The organism is Phyllobacterium brassicacearum (assembly GCF_003010955.1).
Classification (GTDB): Bacteria; Pseudomonadota; Alphaproteobacteria; order Rhizobiales; family Rhizobiaceae; genus Phyllobacterium; species Phyllobacterium brassicacearum.
The window spans coordinates 74,683-91,192 of sequence record NZ_PGGO01000016.1 but is presented as its reverse complement, the minus strand read 5'-3'; the positions used below and the strand labels follow the sequence as shown (position 1 = coordinate 91,192).

The window sequence follows — 16,510 nt, the reverse complement described above, 5'->3', positions numbered from 1 at the left end:
GCGTGGAACCCCTTCCGCTGCGTCAGTAGGCTTCGGCGTTATCAATGTTGAAATTATAGAGTTTGCGCGCCGAGCCGTAGCGCTTGAACTCTTCCGGCCTGACACCAGTGATGCCCGCCCGCTGAAGAATCTCGGAGAGTTTTGCCAGGTGTTCAGCCCGCATTTCTTTCTCGATGCAGTCGGAGCCGAGACTTTTTACGGTTCCCCGCACGAAAAGCTTTGCTTCATAAAGGCTATCCCCTAAAGCATCGCCAGCGTCCCCGAGCACCACCAGGTGACCGGATTGCCCCATGAATGCTGACATGTGGCCGATGCTGCCGTGAACGACAATATCAATGCCTTTCATTGAGATGCCGCAGCGGGATGCCGCATTTCCTTTGATCACCAGAAGACCACCCCGTCCGGTGGCTCCTGCATATTGGCTCGCGTCACCCTCTATAATTACCGTTCCGGACATCATGTTTTCAGCGACGCCCGGTCCCGCAGAGCCATGAACCGTGATTGCCCCGCCATCGTTCATTCCCGCACAGTAGTAGCCGACCGAACCTTTTATCTGCACGGAGACCGGGGCATCAACGCCTACAGCAACCGCATGGCTGCCGCGCGGGTTGATAACTTTGAATTCGGTATCATTGGATCCTGCCGTAAGAGCGTGCAGCGCGCTGTTGAGTTCCCGCAGGGGCATTGTTGATAGATCGAAAACTGGCATGGCTCTTAAATCTTCCCCATGTTGAGTGCCGCGCGTCAGGCGGCCTTGTCGTGTTCCCAAAAGTAAACGGTGGCCGGTTCCGGCTCCCAGACCCTGGCATTCTCAATCCCTGGCAGATTGACCAGCGCACGATATTCAGATCCGAAGGCAACATACTGGTCAGTTTCAGCCATCACGGCTGGTTTGCACGCAATTGGATCACGCACGACGCCGAAGCCGGACTTGGTGCCCACAACAAAGGTGAAGAAGCCATCAAGGTCATCCAGCGCGCTCTTTAGTGCCTCGCCCAGATCATTGCCGTCGGCCATCTTCGAGGTGAGGTAAGCGGCGGCTACCTCAGAGTCGTTCTGGGTCTCGAAACTCATGCCTTCGCGGACAAGTACCCGCCGTAGATTGTTGTGATTGGATAGCGAACCGTTGTGCACCAGGCACTGATCGGCACCTGTCGAGAAGGGGTGCGCGCCGAGCGTAGTGACCGCCGATTCCGTAGCCATCCGTGTGTGCCCGATGCCATGCGAACCGCTCATGGCCCGGACATCAAAACGGGAGACAACATCCTTTGGCAACCCAGTTTCCTTGTATATTTCTATGCTGTCGCCGGAACCCATGACACGTACGTTGGGTCTGATTTCGGACAAGACGAGCCGAACATCATCGAGCCTGAGTGAATCGACTTCAATGACTGCGTGCGTGCTTTTCACCTTTACTGTGGCAGGCACTCCAGCCTTCCCCAGATCTCTGTCCAGTCCGTCGAAATCAGCCTTGGGGCTCGCCGATTGTATGGTGACTTTGGCTCTTCCCGACTCCGGTGAGCCGTATATTGCAATGCCTGCCGAATCCGGCCCTCGATCTGTCATTGTGATGAGCATCTCCGAAAGCAGGGCTCCCAATTGCGGCTCAAGGCTACGGTCTTTCAGGAACAGTCCAACTATGCCGCACATGGCACCCATCTCCTTCTTGTCGATGATGCAATTGCTAGCAGAGTGCTGCTCCCAAATCAATCTGCAGGAATAAAATATTCTTTTAAGGCAAGATTCGACAATCAGCTGCCACAGCAAACGAAGCCAGTCATCGAACGGTTTTTGGCGAAATGCCGAAATAGATTTTGAATGACCTTGATAGGTGCCCCGGACTTGAAAATCCCGTCGCAAATGAAACTTCCGCTATAGAGAGCGGGCTCTGCTCCAAAAGACGCCGTGCGTGTTGAAGGCGTATATGCTTATATTTTTCCAGGAAGCTGGACTTAAGTTGTTGTGTAAACAGACGGTCTAGATGTCGGGTACTGACACCAGCAAAAGCCGCCATCGCAGAGCGGTCAAGAGGCCGCTCAATCGTCGCCTCCATTTTCTCGAGAACTGAGATCAACGCCGGGTGCCGGGTTCCAAAGCGCTCCACGGTCGAGGCCCGTTGCGGAGCCCCTGGCTCGGCAACTGCCGTGTGCAGGTACCAGTCACTGACGCGCCGCGCAAACGCCGGACCCAATCGCTCGGCCACTACGGCGTGCATCATGTCCAGGGGCGCAACACCACCACCGCAAGTAATGCGGTTACCGTCAAGTACATAGCGCGCCTGGCGGGGCAAGAGATGCGGAAAAGCCTCCTTCAACGCAGGAGCGTGTTCCCAGTGGATGGTGAAATCACGGTTATCCAGAAGCCCGGCGGAGGCAAGCAGGTACGAACCGCTCGATATCCCGCCGAGACGCACCCCTTGGCGCGAGAGGCGGCGCAGAACGCCGTAGATCCCGTGCGCCTGCAGCCAGTCCGACGGTCTGCCGCCAGCACATACAAACAAAGTGTGGCACTCGCTTCCTGCGGCGGATATTGCTTCACAGGGGACTTCTATCCCGGCGGAGCATCGTACGCTCTCCCCGTCACGCGACAGCGGCCGCACATTGTACAACGTTTTTCCGGCGAGAAGGTTGGCGGCCCTGAGCGGTTCGGTTGCCGACGCGTACGACATCAGCGCAAAATTTTCGATAAGAAGAAAGCCGAACGTTTGAGTTATAGCGGATGCTTTGAGCGACATGGCTCAAATTTATATGTATCCGTCTCTTTGGTGCAAGGAGAATTCGATATTCCCCGTTATCCCTTTTACACTCACGCAACAAAGTTGGCGGATATGCGTTACTCAGCACTCTCAATTTTTCTCAATGGGCTTCGTGGCAACCAGAGTTGGAAGCCCGCCTGGCGCGAACCGCAGCCCAAATCGCATTATGATGTGATCATAGTGGGCGGTGGCGGCCACGGACTTGCGACGGCCTATTACCTCGCAAAAGAATTCGGGGTCACGAACGTTGCGGTTATCGAGAAGAGTTACATCGGCTCTGGAAACGTCGGGCGCAACACCACTATCATCCGATCGAATTATCTGCTGCCCGGCAACAATCCTTTCTATGAATATTCAATGAAATTGTGGGAAAGCCTGGAGCAGGAACTGAATTTCAATGCAATGGTTTCCCAGCGCGGTGTCCTCAATTTGTTCCACTCCGACGCACAGCGGGACGCCTATACGCGCAGGGGAAACGCCATGCTTCTGCATGGCGTTGATGCGGAGTTACTTGACCGCACTGCCGTACGCAAGATGCTTCCATTCCTTGATTTCGACAACGCGCGTTTCCCGATTCAGGGTGGGCTGCTACAGCGGCGTGGTGGGACTGTCCGCCACGATGCGGTTGCCTGGGGTTATGCGCGCGGTGCAGACCAGCGGGGTGTTGATATTATTCAAAACTGCGAGGTCATTGGCATACGCCGCGACAATGGGCGCGTGACCGGGGTGGAAACAACGAAGGGATTTATCCGCTGCGCTAAACTCGGCCTGGCGGCAGCGGGGAATTCCTCGCGCGTCGCATCAATGGCAGGGCTGAAACTTCCCATTGAGAGCCATGTACTGCAGGCGTTTGTTTCTGAAGGATTGAAGCCTTTCATTGACGGCGTCATAACCTTCGGTGCTGGCCATTTCTATGTTTCGCAATCTGACAAGGGCGGGCTGGTGTTCGGCGGCGACATCGATGGTTACAATTCGTATGCCCAGCGGGGCAATCTCGCAACTGTGGAGCACGTGGCGGAAGCGGGAAAGGCCATGATCCCAGGGATCTCCCGGGTACGCGTGCTGCGTTCGTGGGGTGGGATCATGGACATGTCCATGGATGGCTCCCCGATCATCGATCGCACTTCCCTCGACAATCTCTACCTCAATGCCGGGTGGTGCTACGGAGGTTTCAAGGCGACGCCAGCTTCCGGGTTCTGCTTTGCGCATCTTCTGGCGCGGGGCGTTGCGCACGAGACAGCAAGAGCCTTCCGTTTCGACCGTTTTGAGCGAGGCCATCTGCTCGATGAAAAGGGCCAGGGCGCTCAGGCCAATCTTCACTGAGCAACAGGAGATACGCGAACATGGCAAGCCTTGTTCCTTGCCCGCACTGCGGGATGAGACCAAAAGAAGAATTCACAATCAAGGGTGCTGCGATAGCACGTCCAGGATCGCACGCGGATGCCAACGAGTGGATGGACTATGTCTATCTGCGCAACAACCCCTTGGGGACTTATGACGAGTACTGGCATCACACGTCAGGGTGCCGTCGCTGGCTCGTTGTGACACGTGATACGGGAACGCATGAGATCAGTGCGAGCTGTGATGTAACTGTCGCGGTCAAGACTGGTGTTGCGGCATGACATCATATCGTTTGGACGAGCGCGGCCTGATTGATCGTCATACAAAACTGCCGTTCACGTTTGACGGAAAGCACATGACCGGCTTCAGTGGAGACAGTCTGGCGTCCGCTCTTCTTGCCAACGGGCAACAACTCGTCGGACGCAGTTTCAAGTACCATCGTCCGCGCGGTATTCTTACGGCAGGAGCGGCAGAACCGAATGCCCTGTTTACGGTTGGGCGAGGAGGACGCACCGAGCCCAATACACGCGCGACTATGCAAGAGCTTTATCGAGATCTCGAAGCGAAAAGTCAGAACCGCTGGCCCTCTCTTGAGTTTGATATTGGGTCGCTCAACAGCATTCTGTCACCATTCCTGAGTGCCGGGTTCTACTACAAAACCTTTATGTGGCCGTCGGCGTTGTGGGAGAAACTTTACGAGCCGTTGATTCGAAGGGCCGCGGGCCTCGGCACGGCAAGCTATGAACGGGATCCCGATGCCTACGAAAAGTGCTGGGCACATTGCGATTTGCTCATAATCGGTGCGGGCCCCGCAGGCCTCGCCGCAGCACTGGCGGCCGGACGCGCGAAGGCTCGCGTCATTGTCGTTGATGAGCATGCGGCGGCGGGGGGCACCTTGCTCTGGGAGACAGCAACCATCGGGGGTAACCTTGCAGCTGACTTCGTGACACAGACCCTCGAGGAACTTAGGTCCTTAAGAAATGTCCGTGTTATGACACGAGCGACCGCCTTTGGCTCCTATGATGGCAACGTGTTCGGCGTTCTTGAACGCGTGCAGAAGCATGTCCCCGAGCCCGTCTCGCAAAAACCGGTCGAGCGTATCTGGCGCATCGCCACCAAGGTGGCGTTATTGGCTACAGGGACCGAAGAGCGACCCCTGGTGTTTGGTGGCAATGATGTGCCCGGCGTAATGATGGCGACGGCAATGCGCGCTTATCTTAATCGCTATGGGGTTGCCCCGGGTCGGCGAACGGCAATCTTCACTACCAATGACAGCGGCTATGTGCTCGCGCGCGATCTTGAATCAGCTGGGGTCAATCTGGTCGCCATTATTGACAGCAGGGCAGGCTCGACCTTTCCCTACGGCGGTAAAGCCCGCGTGTTGCGGGGTGCCGTCGTAACCGACGCAAGAGGCGGCAGGTTGCTGTCGTCCATTGATGTTTCCTTTGGCCGTCGCAGCGAGAATTTGAAAGTGGACTCGCTCGCCATGACGGGCGGATTCAGTCCCATTATCCATCTCGCGTGCCACCGTGGCGGCAAGCCGCGTTGGTCCGACGAACGGTCTGCGTTCCTCGCGCCTGAGACGACAAGGGGTATCATGCTTGCAGGTGCCGCAGACGCAACTGATGGATTAGCAGGGTGCCTGGCAAACGGCGCGGCACGTGGTGCGGCCATAGCGCAGGAGCTTGGGTTCAGGCCTTTCCCCTTTGAGCCGGGTATCGTCGAAGGCGACGTTCCCGCTGCCCCTGCGAGACCGCTTTGGTCTATACCGGGAGTTAAGGGCAAAGCGTTTGTGGATTTTCAAAATGACGTGCACCGTAAGGATATCACCCTGGCAGTGAAGGAAGGATATGGCCATGTCGAGCACGCCAAACGGTATACAACAAACGGCATGGCAACGGATCAGGGTAAACTGTCCAATATCAATGCGGTCGGCTTGCTGGCTGACGCACGTGGCGTCGCGCCCGCCGCGGTCGGCACGACTACCTTCCGGCCATTCTATACCCCGGTGTCGTTCGGAGCGTTGACCGGGGCACACACCGAGGGACATTTCCAGCCCATACGCAAATCGCCGCTCCATGAGTGGGCGAAAAAGAACGGCGCAGTTTTCGTCGAGGCCGGGCTTTGGTATCGCTCGTCCTGGTTTCCGCGCCGGGACGAGGCTACATGGCGTCAAAGTGTCGATCGTGAAGTGCGCAATGTGCGCGCCAACGTTGGATTGTGCGATGTGTCGATGCTTGGAAAAATCGAGATCTGCGGTAAGGACGCTGCAGAATTTTTGAACCGCGTCTACGCCAACGCGTTTCTCAAGTTGCCCGTAGGCAAGGCCCGCTACGGTTTGATGCTTCGCGAGGATGGCATGATCTACGATGACGGCACAACAAGCCGTCTTGACGATGGCCGTTTCTTTATGACAACGACTACGGCGTACGCTGCGGGGGTCATGAACCATCTGGAGTTCTGCTCGCAGGCGCTGTGGCCCGAACTTGATGTCCGGTTGGCTTCTGTGACGGATCAATGGGCCCAGATGGCGATAGCGGGTCCCAAATCCCGTACGATTGTTCAAAAAATAGTAGATGAGGAGATCTCCAACGGGTCATTCCCATTTCTGGGAGCAAAAGAGGTATCACTTTTCGGCGGACAACTCCGCGGGCGGCTTTTCCGCATATCGTTCTCAGGGGAATTGGCCTACGAACTCGCCGTTCCCGCAGGTTACGGTGAGAGCGTCGCCGACGCCCTGATGGAAGCCGGTTCCGAGCACGGCATCCAGCCCTATGGCGTTGAGGCTCTCAGCGTACTCCGCATTGAAAAAGGTCATGTGACGCACAACGAGATTAATGGAACCGTCGTGCCTGCCGATTTGGGCATGGGCAAAATGGTCTCGGCTACAAAGCAAGACTTCGTCGGCAAGGCGATGGTCAGCCGTGAAGGTCTTGTTTCACCGGATCGGCTTCGGCTGGTTGGCGTAAAACCGGTCGATCCGCGCGCGTCGTTTCGCAGCGGATCCCACATTTTGACAAAGGGCGCGGCGGAAACCCTCGAAAACGATCAGGGCTATGTCACTTCCAGCGCTTTTTCTCCCCATGTCGGCTCCACGATTGGCCTGGCTCTCGTCAGGCGCGGCCCGGAGCGATATGGCGAGGAAGTTGTCGTGTGGAACGGGCTTTCGAAGGAATTTACGCCTGCCCGTCTTTGCGATCCTCTGTTTGTAGACCCCGAAAACGAGAAGCTCCATGTCTGAATATCGCGTCACACGTCGCTCGGCTCTTGGCTCTAATGCGCTCAGATCAGAGCGCATATGCATTAGCGCGCTGCCCGAGGGCCATGTCATTCAGGTTATGGGGAAGGAAGGCGGGCCGGACCTCGGCGCGTTTCTGTCGGAGAAAATTGGCGGGGGCGCGAAGTTTGCTGTGCGCATTGCGGCGCCCTTTCAGTGGTATGTTGTGGGGGATCGGGCACTATCTCCTGAAGAGACCGACACGATGCTTGATACCCTTCATCCGCATGCGGCAGGCGTGGACCAGAGTCACGGGCGCGTCCGGTTCCAAGTAGAAGGAGCGATGGTAGAGCGTCTCCTGGCCAAAGGGACCGGAACAGATGTGTCGGTTGAGGCCTTCCCTGTTGGTCATTCCACCATGACGCTCATCGGTCATATCGCAGCGCACGTCACGCGTGTTGGTGAACACGCGTTTGAGATCATGGTCCTGCGCGGGTTTGCTGAAAGCCTGTGGGACGATTGTGCCCGCATGGCGCAAGAATTCACCTGAGACAACCATTTTTTCGCCGGGGAGTAGTTATGACAGTTATCATTGACGGCAAACAGACGGCCGCATCGGTTCTTGATGCGGTAAAGGAGACAGCCGCCAAGCTGGAAAGTGAGACGGGAAAGAAAGCGGGATTGGCGGTCGTCATCGTCGGTGACGATCCCGCCAGTCACTCGTATGTCGGTGCGAAAAGCCGAATGGCGAAGGAATGCGGCTTCAATTCCATACAACATACGCTCACAGCCGACACGACACAGGACGAGCTGGCAGATCTTGTTCTGCGTTTGAACGACGATCCGGACGTACATGGCATTCTGGTTCAGCTGCCGCTGCCGACCCATTTATCTCCTGACCCTGTTATTCAGTCGATCCGGCCCGAAAAAGATGTGGACGGTCTGAACGCCACGAATGCCGGCAAGGTGTCGATTGGAGACACCAAAACGGGGCTCGTATCGTGTACGCCGGCAGGCGCAATGATCTTCGTGCGTAGGGCGCATGGGCAAGATTTGTCCGGACTGAACGCGCTGGTCATCGGCCGCTCTAATCTCTTCGGCAAGCCAATGGCGCAGTTGCTGCTGAATGCCAATGCCACCGTCATGATCGCCCATTCCACTACGAAGGACTTGCCTGCATTGTGTCGCACCGCAGATATTCTTGTGGTTGCAGTGGGCCAACCGGAGATGGTGAAGGCCGGTTGGATCAAACCTGGCGCAACTGTTATCGATGTGGGCATCAATCGGATCGAAACACTCGAGCGGTCGGGAAAGTCTCGCCTCGTCGGGGATGTCGCGTTCAAAGAATGCCTGGAGGTAGCAGATGTCATCACGCCCGTGCCTGGCGGCGTCGGCCCGATGACGATAGCGATGCTCATGGCCAACACGGTTACAGCAGCTATTCGCGCCAATGGATATCCTCACTTCACATTCGCCTGGATGGAGTTTTGATTCCAGTACGAGTGTCTCGAGCAATGCGTCCCAAACGCCTTGTTCTGCCCAGCGCTGGAATCGGACATAGACGGAGTTCCACTTACCATAGCGTTCATGCATGTCGCGCCAAGGGCAACCAACGCGCAGGACATACAGCATGCCGTTCAGAAAACGGCGATTGTCCTGGGCTGGACGGGACTTTCTTCCACGCTCAGCAGGCAGAAGCGTTTCAATGATCTGCCATTCGGCATCTGTCAGGTTTCCCGCGAGCCAAAGCTAACTCCTAAAAGGCAGCATTGAATCACACGGAGGCTGATTTGGGAATCCACTTTGTCAACATGACCTAGTGGTGGTTTTACAGTCCTGATCAGCAAAGAACTCAAGTGAGGCCTGAGTTTAAAGTGCCTTGTCTTGAAGAGCTATCTGCGATCTTCATGCTTACATTAATGGAGCATCGCCAGGGGTCCAAAGACTATTATGAGCACTCGAACTGTAAAATCCACTTCAAAACATGAGATCGAGATTCCCACGCTGATGAGTGGCGTGTTCCTCGTCGGTCACGGCGGCTTCGAAAAGCTCGAGTATCGACATGACATTCCTGTTCCGAAACCTGGCCCCGGTGAAGTGCTAATCCGCGTCGCGGCCGCTGGGGTCAACAACACGGATATAAACACCCGCATCGGCTGGTACTCGAAAGGCGTTACTTCTGGAACCGAGAGCGGCGGCACCCAGGGATTTGTGTCTGCTCAGGACGCCGACGCGAGCTGGTCCGGCGTACCGATGTCCTTTCCACGCGTGCAGGGTGCGGATTGTTGTGGTCGCATTGTCAGTGTCGGCGATGACGTAAACCCCGAACGTATTGGCGAGCGCGTCATCGTGCGTAATATGCTGCGATCATACGTGGACTACAGACCGTTTGAATGCTGGACCTTTGGATCCGAGTGCGATGGTGCCTTTGCCCAATATGCGAAGGCACCATCGCGCGAGACCTATAAGGTCGAATGCGATTGGAGCGACGTAGAACTGGCGTCGATACCCTGCGCCTATTCCACGGCTGAGGCGTTGCTGCATCGCGCCGACGTCCGGAAAGGCGAACACGTCATTATTACCGGGGCTTCCGGCGGGGTAGGCTCGGCCGCGATCCAGCTTGCGAAGCGGCGGGGTGCCTTTGTGTCGGCAGTCGCTGGCAGGGACAAAGCGAAGCAATTGCTGGCGTTGGGGGCTGATCAGGTCTTGACTCGCGGCGAAAGCATTCTAGGGACACTCGACAAGAACTCTGTTGATGCTGCAATCGATGTGGCTGCCGGACCTGGCTTTCGGGAACTCTTGGACGTTCTGAAGAAGGGAGGTCGCTACGCGGTCGCTGGTGCCATTGCAGGGCCGATCGTGGAGCTCGACGTGCGTTCACTTTATCTGAAAGACTTGACTTTCTTCGGATGCACGTTCCAGGACGACGTCATTTTTGAAAACCTTGTCTCATACATCGAGCGCGGCGAAATCCGCCCCTTGGTGGTAAAAACCTACCCGTTGCAAGATATTGTTGAGGCCCAGATGGACTTTCTATCGAAGAAGGCCACAGGCAAGCTTGTACTCGTCATTCCCCAATAGTGAGATTGAAACATGGCCGATCTAAAAATCGAACGCATTGACGTTTTCCAAGTCGACCTGCCTTATTCGGGTGGTGTCTACCGCCTGTCGGGGGGGCGGGAGTACCGTAGTTTCGACGCTACGCTGGTACGCATTACTACGGACGATGGCCTCGAGGGTTGGGGCGAAAGCACGCCTTTCGGATCGACCTGGATTGCCTCTCATGCCCTCGGTGTTCGTTCGGGTATCGCCGAGATTGCGCCCCGACTGATAGGGCTTGATCCCAGGCGCGTCGACCGCATCAACGACGCCATGGACGGAGCGCTTGTCGGTCACCTGCATGCCAAGACCGCGCTCGATGTGGCGTGCTGGGACGTATTCGGCAAGTCGGTCGGTCTTCCCGTGTGCGACCTTTTGGGCGGCCGTACCAATGTGGAAATGCCGGTCATTTCCTCGATCTACATGGGCGACCCGGACGACATGCGCAAGCGTGTCGCGGAACACCGCGCCTTGGGGTATATTGCCCACTCGGTTAAAATCGGAGATGAGCCTGCGGAAGACGCGGCGCGGATTGCCGCTTCGCTAGCTGACAAGAGACCTGGCGAATTCTTTATTGTCGACGCAAATGGCGGCATGACGGTCGAGACCGCTCTCCGAATGCTAAGGCTGTTACCTCAAGGACTCGATTTCGTCCTTGAGGCCCCGTGCGCAACATGGCGCGAGTGCGTTTCGCTGCGGCGGCGCACTGACGTGCCCATCATTTTTGACGAGCTTGCGACCGATGACGCGTCGATCGCTCAACTCATCGGCGAAGATGCCGCAGAGGGCATCGGCCTCAAAATCTCCAAAAACGGCGGCTTGACCAGAGGTCGTCGCCATCGCGATATTTGCGTGGCCGCTGGATACACCATTAGTGTTCAGGAAACGACAGGGTCGGACGTTGCGTTTGCCGCAATTGTTCACCTTGGCCAGACCGTACCTGAAAAGAACTTGCGATGTGTTCTTGAATGCCGGGACATCGTGGCGCTGAAGACCGCAGATGGGAACTTTGACGTTCGCGACGGAAGAGTCACGGCTCCGGACACACCTGGTCTGGGCATCACGCCACGATTGGATGTCTTGGGCGAACCGGTGGTAAGCTATTCCTAATTTGAGTCAGCGGGAACGGGCACGTGACGTCTACGAGCAGTTGCAGCATGCTGGCTCAATCGGTTTTTGAGATGCGGGTCGCAACCGAAGGCAGGTGCGACTCATTTTTCAGCCATGACAGAAAAAGACCAGCTGCTTCCGGATGTCTTCTTCTTTTAGGCAATATAACGAAGTAAGCGTTCCTGGTCTTAACCGCCGCGTCCGTTACTCTAACAAGCCGATTCTGAGCCAACAGGTCCTCGACAAGTCGCCTCCAACCCAGCGCGATACCCTGGCCGTTGAGTGCAGCGTAGATCGCCTCGGTATAAAAGCTGCAGCGAAACCCTAGCGTTTTCTTGGGTGCCTTGACGGAGAATGCGGCGAGCCATTCGGTCCATCCGATCCAGGTTGGATCGTCAACATCATTTGTAATGAGCGGGTGGGCTGTCAGGTCATCCGGTGTCACAATCCGGGCATTCGTCCGTTCATAATCCGGACTACAGATCGGAAAAATCTCGTCATCGAAGAGCAGTTCGGCCTGGCCATCCGCCCACATGCCACTACCGAACCTGATCGCAATGTCCAATTCTCCAGATTCGATGTTCGGCATGTTGTCCTGGGTAACAATGCGAAGATTGATCTCCGGATGCTGTCGGGAGAACTCGGAAATTCTTGGAAGCAGCCAAAAATGCGAGAACGCCACTGTCGCTGCGATCGTCAACTCATCTGAGGGACCCTCCCTGGAAATTTCGGCTACCGAACCGGCGATAAGATCAAACGCATCTCCTGCTGCGGCCGACAACGTCTTGCCTTTCCCGGTCAATTCGATCTTTCGGTGCAACCGGACGAAGAGCGGAAATCCGAACTGTTCTTCCAGAAGGTGGATTTGGCGGCTTACGGCCGCTTGCGTGACGCCGAGTTCGTTTGCAGCTCTCGTAAAGCTTGCAAGACGTGCCGCGGCTTCAAAAGCAGTAAGTGCTGTTAATGGGGGCAGTTTTCTGCGTCGATTCATGAAATGATCCGATTGCGAGTTGGTGGTCTTTGCAACACTTTGTGCATTACATCTGATTATGTCAACGAGCACTATTTGTGACGTTGAAGGACTTGACTTTCAAGAGCATTATGTTCGCACCAACTGTCATAAGGTGAGATTATGCTGAACAAGGTCTCGTCATCAATCACAACGCTGCTCGACCAACGTATCGAGGGCCATTCCCTGCCTGCAGAGCTTTACACGCGCGAAGACGTGTTCGAAGCCGATCTGGAGGTGTTCTTTTTGAATCACTGGATCCAGGTGGGCCTGGAATGCGACATTCCGGAGCCGGGGGATGCCACGGTCATCGATATCGGCTCCACCAGCCTCATCTTGTTGAGAGACGACGACAATGAAATCCGTGTGGTGCGCAACGTCTGCCGCCATCGCGGCTCACGGCTGCTCGACGCCGGCTCCACTGTGATTTCCAGGCTTGTATGCCCTTATCACCAGTGGACTTATGAGCTCTCGGGAGAACTCAGCTATGCGCCGCATATGGGCAAGGACTTCGACAAAAGCTGCCGGAGCCTGAAGCCGGTGAATTTCAGGTCGATCGGCGGCCTGATCTACGTCTGCCTCTCCGAAGATCCTCCTGTAGATATCAATCGAATTGAGGAAGTGATGGAGGAACGCCTCGCGCCCTATGATCTTCGGAACACAAAGGTTGCGCACGAAGTAGATGTCATCGAGAAGGGCAACTGGAAGCTCACGATGGAGAACAACCGTGAGTGCTACCACTGCTCGGCCAATCACCCCGAGCTTTGCGTCTCGTTCGTTGATCTCGATTTTGGTTTCGATCCCGACTCCCTCAGCCCTGAGGATCGGGAAGAGGCGGAAGAGCATTTTGCCATGTACGCCGAACGCACCAGGACCTGGGAGGCGGCGGGCTTTCCGTCGACGACTGTCGAACAGGTCAGAAACTGCGAAACGAACTTCCGCACGCAGCGCCTTATCATAGCCGGTGCAGGCGAATCCCAGACTGAGGATGCGACCGCCGCATCGTCAAAATTGCTCGGGACGATGACCCGTAAGGACCTTGGTGACCTCCACCTGTGGGGCCACAACAGCTGGAACCATATCATGGGCGACCACGCAGTCACATCGATCGCGATTCCCCTGTCAGCAGGTACCACTCTGGTGCGGACAAAGTGGCTCGTCCATAAGGACGCGGTGGAAGGCGTCGACTACGATCTCGACAAGCTGACCCATGTCTGGATTGCCACGACCGAGCAGGACTCCGAACTCGTTGCACGGTCGCACGCCGGAATTCAGGATCCTGCCTATGAGCCCGGACCCTATTCAAAGTTCAGCGAAGGCGCTTTGGATGATTTCTCGACCTGGTATGTCGAGCGTATGCGCGCCCATGGCTACTGAAATGCTTACCAGGACCGGGACATCTGCAAACGTCGAATTCTGGAACCCGGAGATGGACGACAAGCTTCAGTGTATCGACGTCCACGACGAGACGCACGATGTGAAGAGCTTCACGTTTGTTTCAGCCGACCGCAAGCAGTTCTCGTTCAGCGCCGGGCAGTACTTCATGTTCGAGCTCGGCCTCGACGATGGGGACGACGGCCGTTGTTACAGCGTGTCGTCGTCTCCACTCCGGAACAACGCGATCACAATCACAGTGAAGCGTGTTCCCGGAGGAAAGGTGTCGAACTGGCTGCACGACAATCTGACCCCGAACACAGTGGTCCGTGCGTCGGGTCCGCTCGGACGGTTCGTCCGGCCGGCGGCGAAGAAGTATCTTTTCCTGTCGGGCGGTTCCGGGATCACGCCGGTTATGTCGATGGCTCGGGAACTCGCGGATGCCTCAGAACCGACCGACGTTGTCTTTCTCCATGCCGGTCGCAGCCCGCAAGACCTTATTTTCCGCAACGAGCTGTCAAATCTTGCGAGCCGGGTCAAGGGTTTCAGGCTTCACCTGTTGCCAGAAGAACTCGGCAACGAGCGATCCTGGTCCGGCCTTTCGGGCCGGATATCGAAGGAGTTCCTGACACTGGCTGCTCCGGACATTGCCGAGCGCATCATCATGTGTTGTGGGCCAGCACCGTTCATGGCGGCAGCCAGAAAGATCAGCGCAGAACTCGGCGTTCCCGCTTCCAGTTATCACGAAGAAAGTTTTGATGCCGCGGTGATCGACGATGCTCCCGCGCCAATCGAGGACGCAGTCGAAGCGAAATCGTTCAGCGTGCAATTCGCAAAACAGAACAAGTCGATTGACGTCCGCGCCGACCAGACCGTTCTTTCCTGCGCCAAGAAATCCGGTGTCAGAATTCCATCATCCTGCGCCAACGGCATCTGTGGAACCTGCAAATCCAAGCTGACAAGCGGCACCGTCGAAATGAAGCACGATGGAGGTATCAGGCAAAGGGAGATTGACGCTGGCTTTTTCCTGCCGTGCTGTTCCAGGCCCTTGAGCGACCTGGTTATCGATCGCTAGTTGGTCACAGAGGGGACCGTTCATATGGACAAGTTTCGTGGAAAAGCTGCATTGGTGACCGGAGCGGCAGGCGGCATTGGTGCCGCTATCGTGCGCCAGCTGCGATCCGAAGGTGCCATCGTAGCGGTTGCGGATCGGGATGTATCGGGAATTGAGGCCGACGCGCACCTCGCAGGCAATCTCCTTGACCCTGCTTATGCTGATGGTTTGGCGCAGGCCGCATTTGAAGCCTTGGGCGCGCTCCACATTGTCATTAACAATGCCGGGGTAATTACGCGTGGCGCTGTAACGAACACGACCGATGCCGACTGGGCGTTGTCGCTCGGCGTGAACGTGGAGGCACCGTTCCGCGTCTGCCGCTCCGCCATTCCGATCATGGCTTCTTCGGGCGGCGGAGCCATCGTCAACGTTGCGTCTTGCTGGGGTGTCCGGCCGGGGCCGAACCACGCGGTCTATTGCATGACAAAGGCGGCAATCGCATCGCTGACGCAGTGCATGGGCATGGACCACGCCCACCAGAACATTCGCGTGAACGCCGTGTGCCCGAACGAGGTGAACACCCCGATGCTGCGCACGGGCTTTGCCAAGCGCGGCTTCGATCCGGATACAGCTGTGGCAGAACTGGGTAAGATCGTTCCGCTCGGAAGGATCGCGGAGCCTGAAGACATCGCAGAAGTCGTTGTGTTCCTGGCCTCCGACGCCGCCAGCTACATGTGCGGGTCGCTTGTCGAGGTCAACGGAGGAAAGGCGGTGGGATGACGCGATTTAATGGAAAGGTCGCCTTGGTCACGGGCGGCCGCAGCGGAATTGGTCAAGCTATCGCGCGCAGGCTACGGGACGACGGCGCACGTGTCTTCACTGCACAACGTGGTGAAGATTATGAATTCGAAGGGATTGTGGTCGATTTCACCGATCCGGTGACGGCCTCACGTGCGGTGGAGACAACCGTCGGCCGTGGCGGCAGGCTCGATGTGCTCGTCAACAATGCGGGCATGATGCAGGAGTCGCTCGTCGAGGATATGAGCCTTGAGGACTGGGAGCGAACGTTGACGGTGAATTTGACAACACCATTCGCCCTGATCAAGGCGGCCCTTCCGCATCTGCGTGCCGTGGGAGGGACGATTGTCAACGTCGGCTCGATCGAGGGGCTTGGCTCCAATCCGAGGCACGCTGCCTATTGCGCGTCCAAGGCGGGCATTCATGGACTAACCCGTGCGGTCGCCATCGATCACGGTGCCGAGGGCGTGCGGTGCAACGCGGTTGCGCCCGGCTGGATCGACACCGATCTGAACATCGAATTCATCGAAGGCATGTCCGATCCGGAAGGCTTTCGCCGCACGATCGGCAAGATCCATCCCGTCGGGCGTACCGGCAAGCCGGAGGAAGTGGCGAGCCTGGTCACCTGGTTGGCCTCCTCGGAGTCGTCTTTCGTCACCGGGCAGGTCTGGACAATCGACGGCGGGCGAATGGCGAAGCTCAGCCTGCCGCAATGATTACTGGGCCGAGGTTGACGCCCACTCGGCTGGGCAC

15 protein-coding genes and 1 pseudogene are annotated in these 16,510 nt (G+C 56.9%); 11 read left to right on the top strand and 5 right to left on the bottom strand.

Translation table 11 applies throughout. The features are described 5' to 3' along the window. Nucleotides 1-22 precede the first annotated feature (22 nt). From CU102_RS19790 to CU102_RS19780, 3 genes are all read right to left on the bottom strand, one after another. On the bottom strand, nucleotides 23-709 hold the full coding sequence (locus CU102_RS19790) for a GltB/FmdC/FwdC-like GXGXG domain-containing protein (protein WP_106712817.1): 687 nt from the start codon (nucleotides 707-709) through the stop codon (nucleotides 23-25). 35 nt (nucleotides 710-744) lie between these two features. Further along, entirely contained in the window at nucleotides 745-1,650 is a 906-nt protein-coding gene (locus CU102_RS19785; RefSeq protein WP_106712867.1) for a class II glutamine amidotransferase, read from the bottom strand. Nucleotides 1,651-1,777: 127 nt separating this feature from the next. After that, nucleotides 1,778-2,734 (bottom strand): GlxA family transcriptional regulator, encoded by a 957-nt coding sequence (locus CU102_RS19780; protein ID WP_106712816.1) that lies wholly within the window; start codon nucleotides 2,732-2,734, stop codon nucleotides 1,778-1,780. A gap of 93 nt (nucleotides 2,735-2,827) precedes the next feature. Here CU102_RS19780 and CU102_RS19775 point away from each other — a divergent pair, with 93 nt between their 5' ends. Genes CU102_RS19775 through folD form a run of 5 tightly spaced genes read left to right on the top strand, consistent with a single transcriptional unit; the run spans nucleotide 2,828 to nucleotide 8,804 of the window. Beyond that, nucleotides 2,828-4,078 carry a sarcosine oxidase subunit beta family protein gene (locus tag CU102_RS19775; RefSeq protein ID WP_106712866.1) on the top strand — a complete coding sequence of 417 codons (1,251 nt, stop codon included), beginning with the start codon at nucleotides 2,828-2,830 and terminating at the stop codon, nucleotides 4,076-4,078. A gap of 20 nt (nucleotides 4,079-4,098) precedes the next feature. Continuing rightward, nucleotides 4,099-4,377, top strand: a complete 279-nt coding sequence (locus CU102_RS19770; protein WP_106712815.1) for a sarcosine oxidase subunit delta — start codon at nucleotides 4,099-4,101, stop codon at nucleotides 4,375-4,377. Then, a complete protein-coding gene (locus CU102_RS19765; RefSeq protein WP_106712814.1) occupies nucleotides 4,374-7,337 on the top strand; it encodes a sarcosine oxidase subunit alpha family protein in 2,964 nt (987 codons plus the stop codon). The genes CU102_RS19770 and CU102_RS19765 overlap by 4 nt, the downstream gene beginning before the upstream one ends. Next, nucleotides 7,330-7,863 carry a sarcosine oxidase subunit gamma family protein gene (locus tag CU102_RS19760; protein ID WP_106712813.1) on the top strand — a complete coding sequence of 178 codons (534 nt, stop codon included), beginning with the start codon at nucleotides 7,330-7,332 and terminating at the stop codon, nucleotides 7,861-7,863. The genes CU102_RS19765 and CU102_RS19760 overlap by 8 nt, the downstream gene beginning before the upstream one ends. A 29-nt stretch (nucleotides 7,864-7,892) precedes the next feature. After that, the gene (folD, locus tag CU102_RS19755) at nucleotides 7,893-8,804 is read left to right on the top strand and encodes a bifunctional methylenetetrahydrofolate dehydrogenase/methenyltetrahydrofolate cyclohydrolase FolD (RefSeq protein WP_106712812.1); all 912 of its coding nucleotides are present in this window, start codon (nucleotides 7,893-7,895) and stop codon (nucleotides 8,802-8,804) included. Between the two features lie 6 nt (nucleotides 8,805-8,810). Here folD and CU102_RS30890 read toward each other — a convergent pair. Next, nucleotides 8,811-9,044, bottom strand: a pseudogene (locus CU102_RS30890) (transposase); the annotation flags it as partial. 219 nt (nucleotides 9,045-9,263) lie between these two features. Here CU102_RS30890 and CU102_RS19745 point away from each other — a divergent pair. Together CU102_RS19745 and CU102_RS19740 are read left to right on the top strand one after the other, a co-directional pair. After that, nucleotides 9,264-10,394 carry an alcohol dehydrogenase family protein gene (locus CU102_RS19745; RefSeq protein ID WP_245425426.1) on the top strand — a complete coding sequence of 377 codons (1,131 nt, stop codon included), beginning with the start codon at nucleotides 9,264-9,266 and terminating at the stop codon, nucleotides 10,392-10,394. 12 nt (nucleotides 10,395-10,406) lie between these two features. After that, nucleotides 10,407-11,522 (top strand): mandelate racemase/muconate lactonizing enzyme family protein, encoded by a 1,116-nt coding sequence (locus CU102_RS19740; protein WP_106712810.1) that lies wholly within the window; start codon nucleotides 10,407-10,409, stop codon nucleotides 11,520-11,522. A 55-nt stretch (nucleotides 11,523-11,577) separates the two neighbouring features. Here the strand turns inward: CU102_RS19740 and CU102_RS19735 are convergent, their stop codons facing one another. Continuing rightward, the gene (locus CU102_RS19735; protein WP_106712809.1) at nucleotides 11,578-12,513 is read right to left on the bottom strand and encodes a LysR substrate-binding domain-containing protein; all 936 of its coding nucleotides are present in this window, start codon (nucleotides 12,511-12,513) and stop codon (nucleotides 11,578-11,580) included. Nucleotides 12,514-12,654: 141 nt separating this feature from the next. Between CU102_RS19735 and CU102_RS19730 the strand changes: the two genes are divergently transcribed. Genes CU102_RS19730 through CU102_RS19715 form a run of 4 tightly spaced genes read left to right on the top strand, consistent with a single transcriptional unit; the run spans nucleotide 12,655 to nucleotide 16,473 of the window. Further along, the gene (locus CU102_RS19730; protein ID WP_106712808.1) at nucleotides 12,655-13,908 is read left to right on the top strand and encodes an aromatic ring-hydroxylating oxygenase subunit alpha; all 1,254 of its coding nucleotides are present in this window, start codon (nucleotides 12,655-12,657) and stop codon (nucleotides 13,906-13,908) included. Continuing rightward, entirely contained in the window at nucleotides 13,898-14,980 is a 1,083-nt protein-coding gene (locus tag CU102_RS19725) for an FAD-binding oxidoreductase (protein WP_106712807.1), read from the top strand. The genes CU102_RS19730 and CU102_RS19725 overlap by 11 nt, the downstream gene beginning before the upstream one ends. Nucleotides 14,981-15,004: 24 nt before the next feature. Continuing rightward, entirely contained in the window at nucleotides 15,005-15,739 is a 735-nt protein-coding gene (locus CU102_RS19720) for an SDR family NAD(P)-dependent oxidoreductase (protein ID WP_106712806.1), read from the top strand. Next, nucleotides 15,736-16,473 (top strand): SDR family NAD(P)-dependent oxidoreductase, encoded by a 738-nt coding sequence (locus CU102_RS19715; protein ID WP_106712805.1) that lies wholly within the window; start codon nucleotides 15,736-15,738, stop codon nucleotides 16,471-16,473. The genes CU102_RS19720 and CU102_RS19715 overlap by 4 nt, the downstream gene beginning before the upstream one ends. Nucleotides 16,474-16,510 lie beyond the last annotated feature (37 nt).

Coding starts and splice junctions, on each gene's coding strand:
- CU102_RS19790 (WP_106712817.1), bottom strand. CDS start 709: ATGCCAGTTTTCGATCTATCAACAATGCCCCTGCGGGAACTCAACAGC.
- CU102_RS19785 (WP_106712867.1), bottom strand. CDS start 1,650: ATGTGCGGCATAGTTGGACTGTTCCTGAAAGACCGTAGCCTTGAGCCG.
- CU102_RS19780 (WP_106712816.1), bottom strand. CDS start 2,734: ATGTCGCTCAAAGCATCCGCTATAACTCAAACGTTCGGCTTTCTTCTT.
- CU102_RS19775 (WP_106712866.1), top strand. CDS start 2,828: ATGCGTTACTCAGCACTCTCAATTTTTCTCAATGGGCTTCGTGGCAAC.
- CU102_RS19770 (WP_106712815.1), top strand. CDS start 4,099: ATGGCAAGCCTTGTTCCTTGCCCGCACTGCGGGATGAGACCAAAAGAA.
- CU102_RS19765 (WP_106712814.1), top strand. CDS start 4,374: ATGACATCATATCGTTTGGACGAGCGCGGCCTGATTGATCGTCATACA.
- CU102_RS19760 (WP_106712813.1), top strand. CDS start 7,330: ATGTCTGAATATCGCGTCACACGTCGCTCGGCTCTTGGCTCTAATGCG.
- folD (WP_106712812.1), top strand. CDS start 7,893: ATGACAGTTATCATTGACGGCAAACAGACGGCCGCATCGGTTCTTGAT.
- CU102_RS19745 (WP_245425426.1), top strand. CDS start 9,264: ATGAGCACTCGAACTGTAAAATCCACTTCAAAACATGAGATCGAGATT.
- CU102_RS19740 (WP_106712810.1), top strand. CDS start 10,407: ATGGCCGATCTAAAAATCGAACGCATTGACGTTTTCCAAGTCGACCTG.
- CU102_RS19735 (WP_106712809.1), bottom strand. CDS start 12,513: ATGAATCGACGCAGAAAACTGCCCCCATTAACAGCACTTACTGCTTTT.
- CU102_RS19730 (WP_106712808.1), top strand. CDS start 12,655: ATGCTGAACAAGGTCTCGTCATCAATCACAACGCTGCTCGACCAACGT.
- CU102_RS19725 (WP_106712807.1), top strand. CDS start 13,898: ATGGCTACTGAAATGCTTACCAGGACCGGGACATCTGCAAACGTCGAA.
- CU102_RS19720 (WP_106712806.1), top strand. CDS start 15,005: ATGGACAAGTTTCGTGGAAAAGCTGCATTGGTGACCGGAGCGGCAGGC.
- CU102_RS19715 (WP_106712805.1), top strand. CDS start 15,736: ATGACGCGATTTAATGGAAAGGTCGCCTTGGTCACGGGCGGCCGCAGC.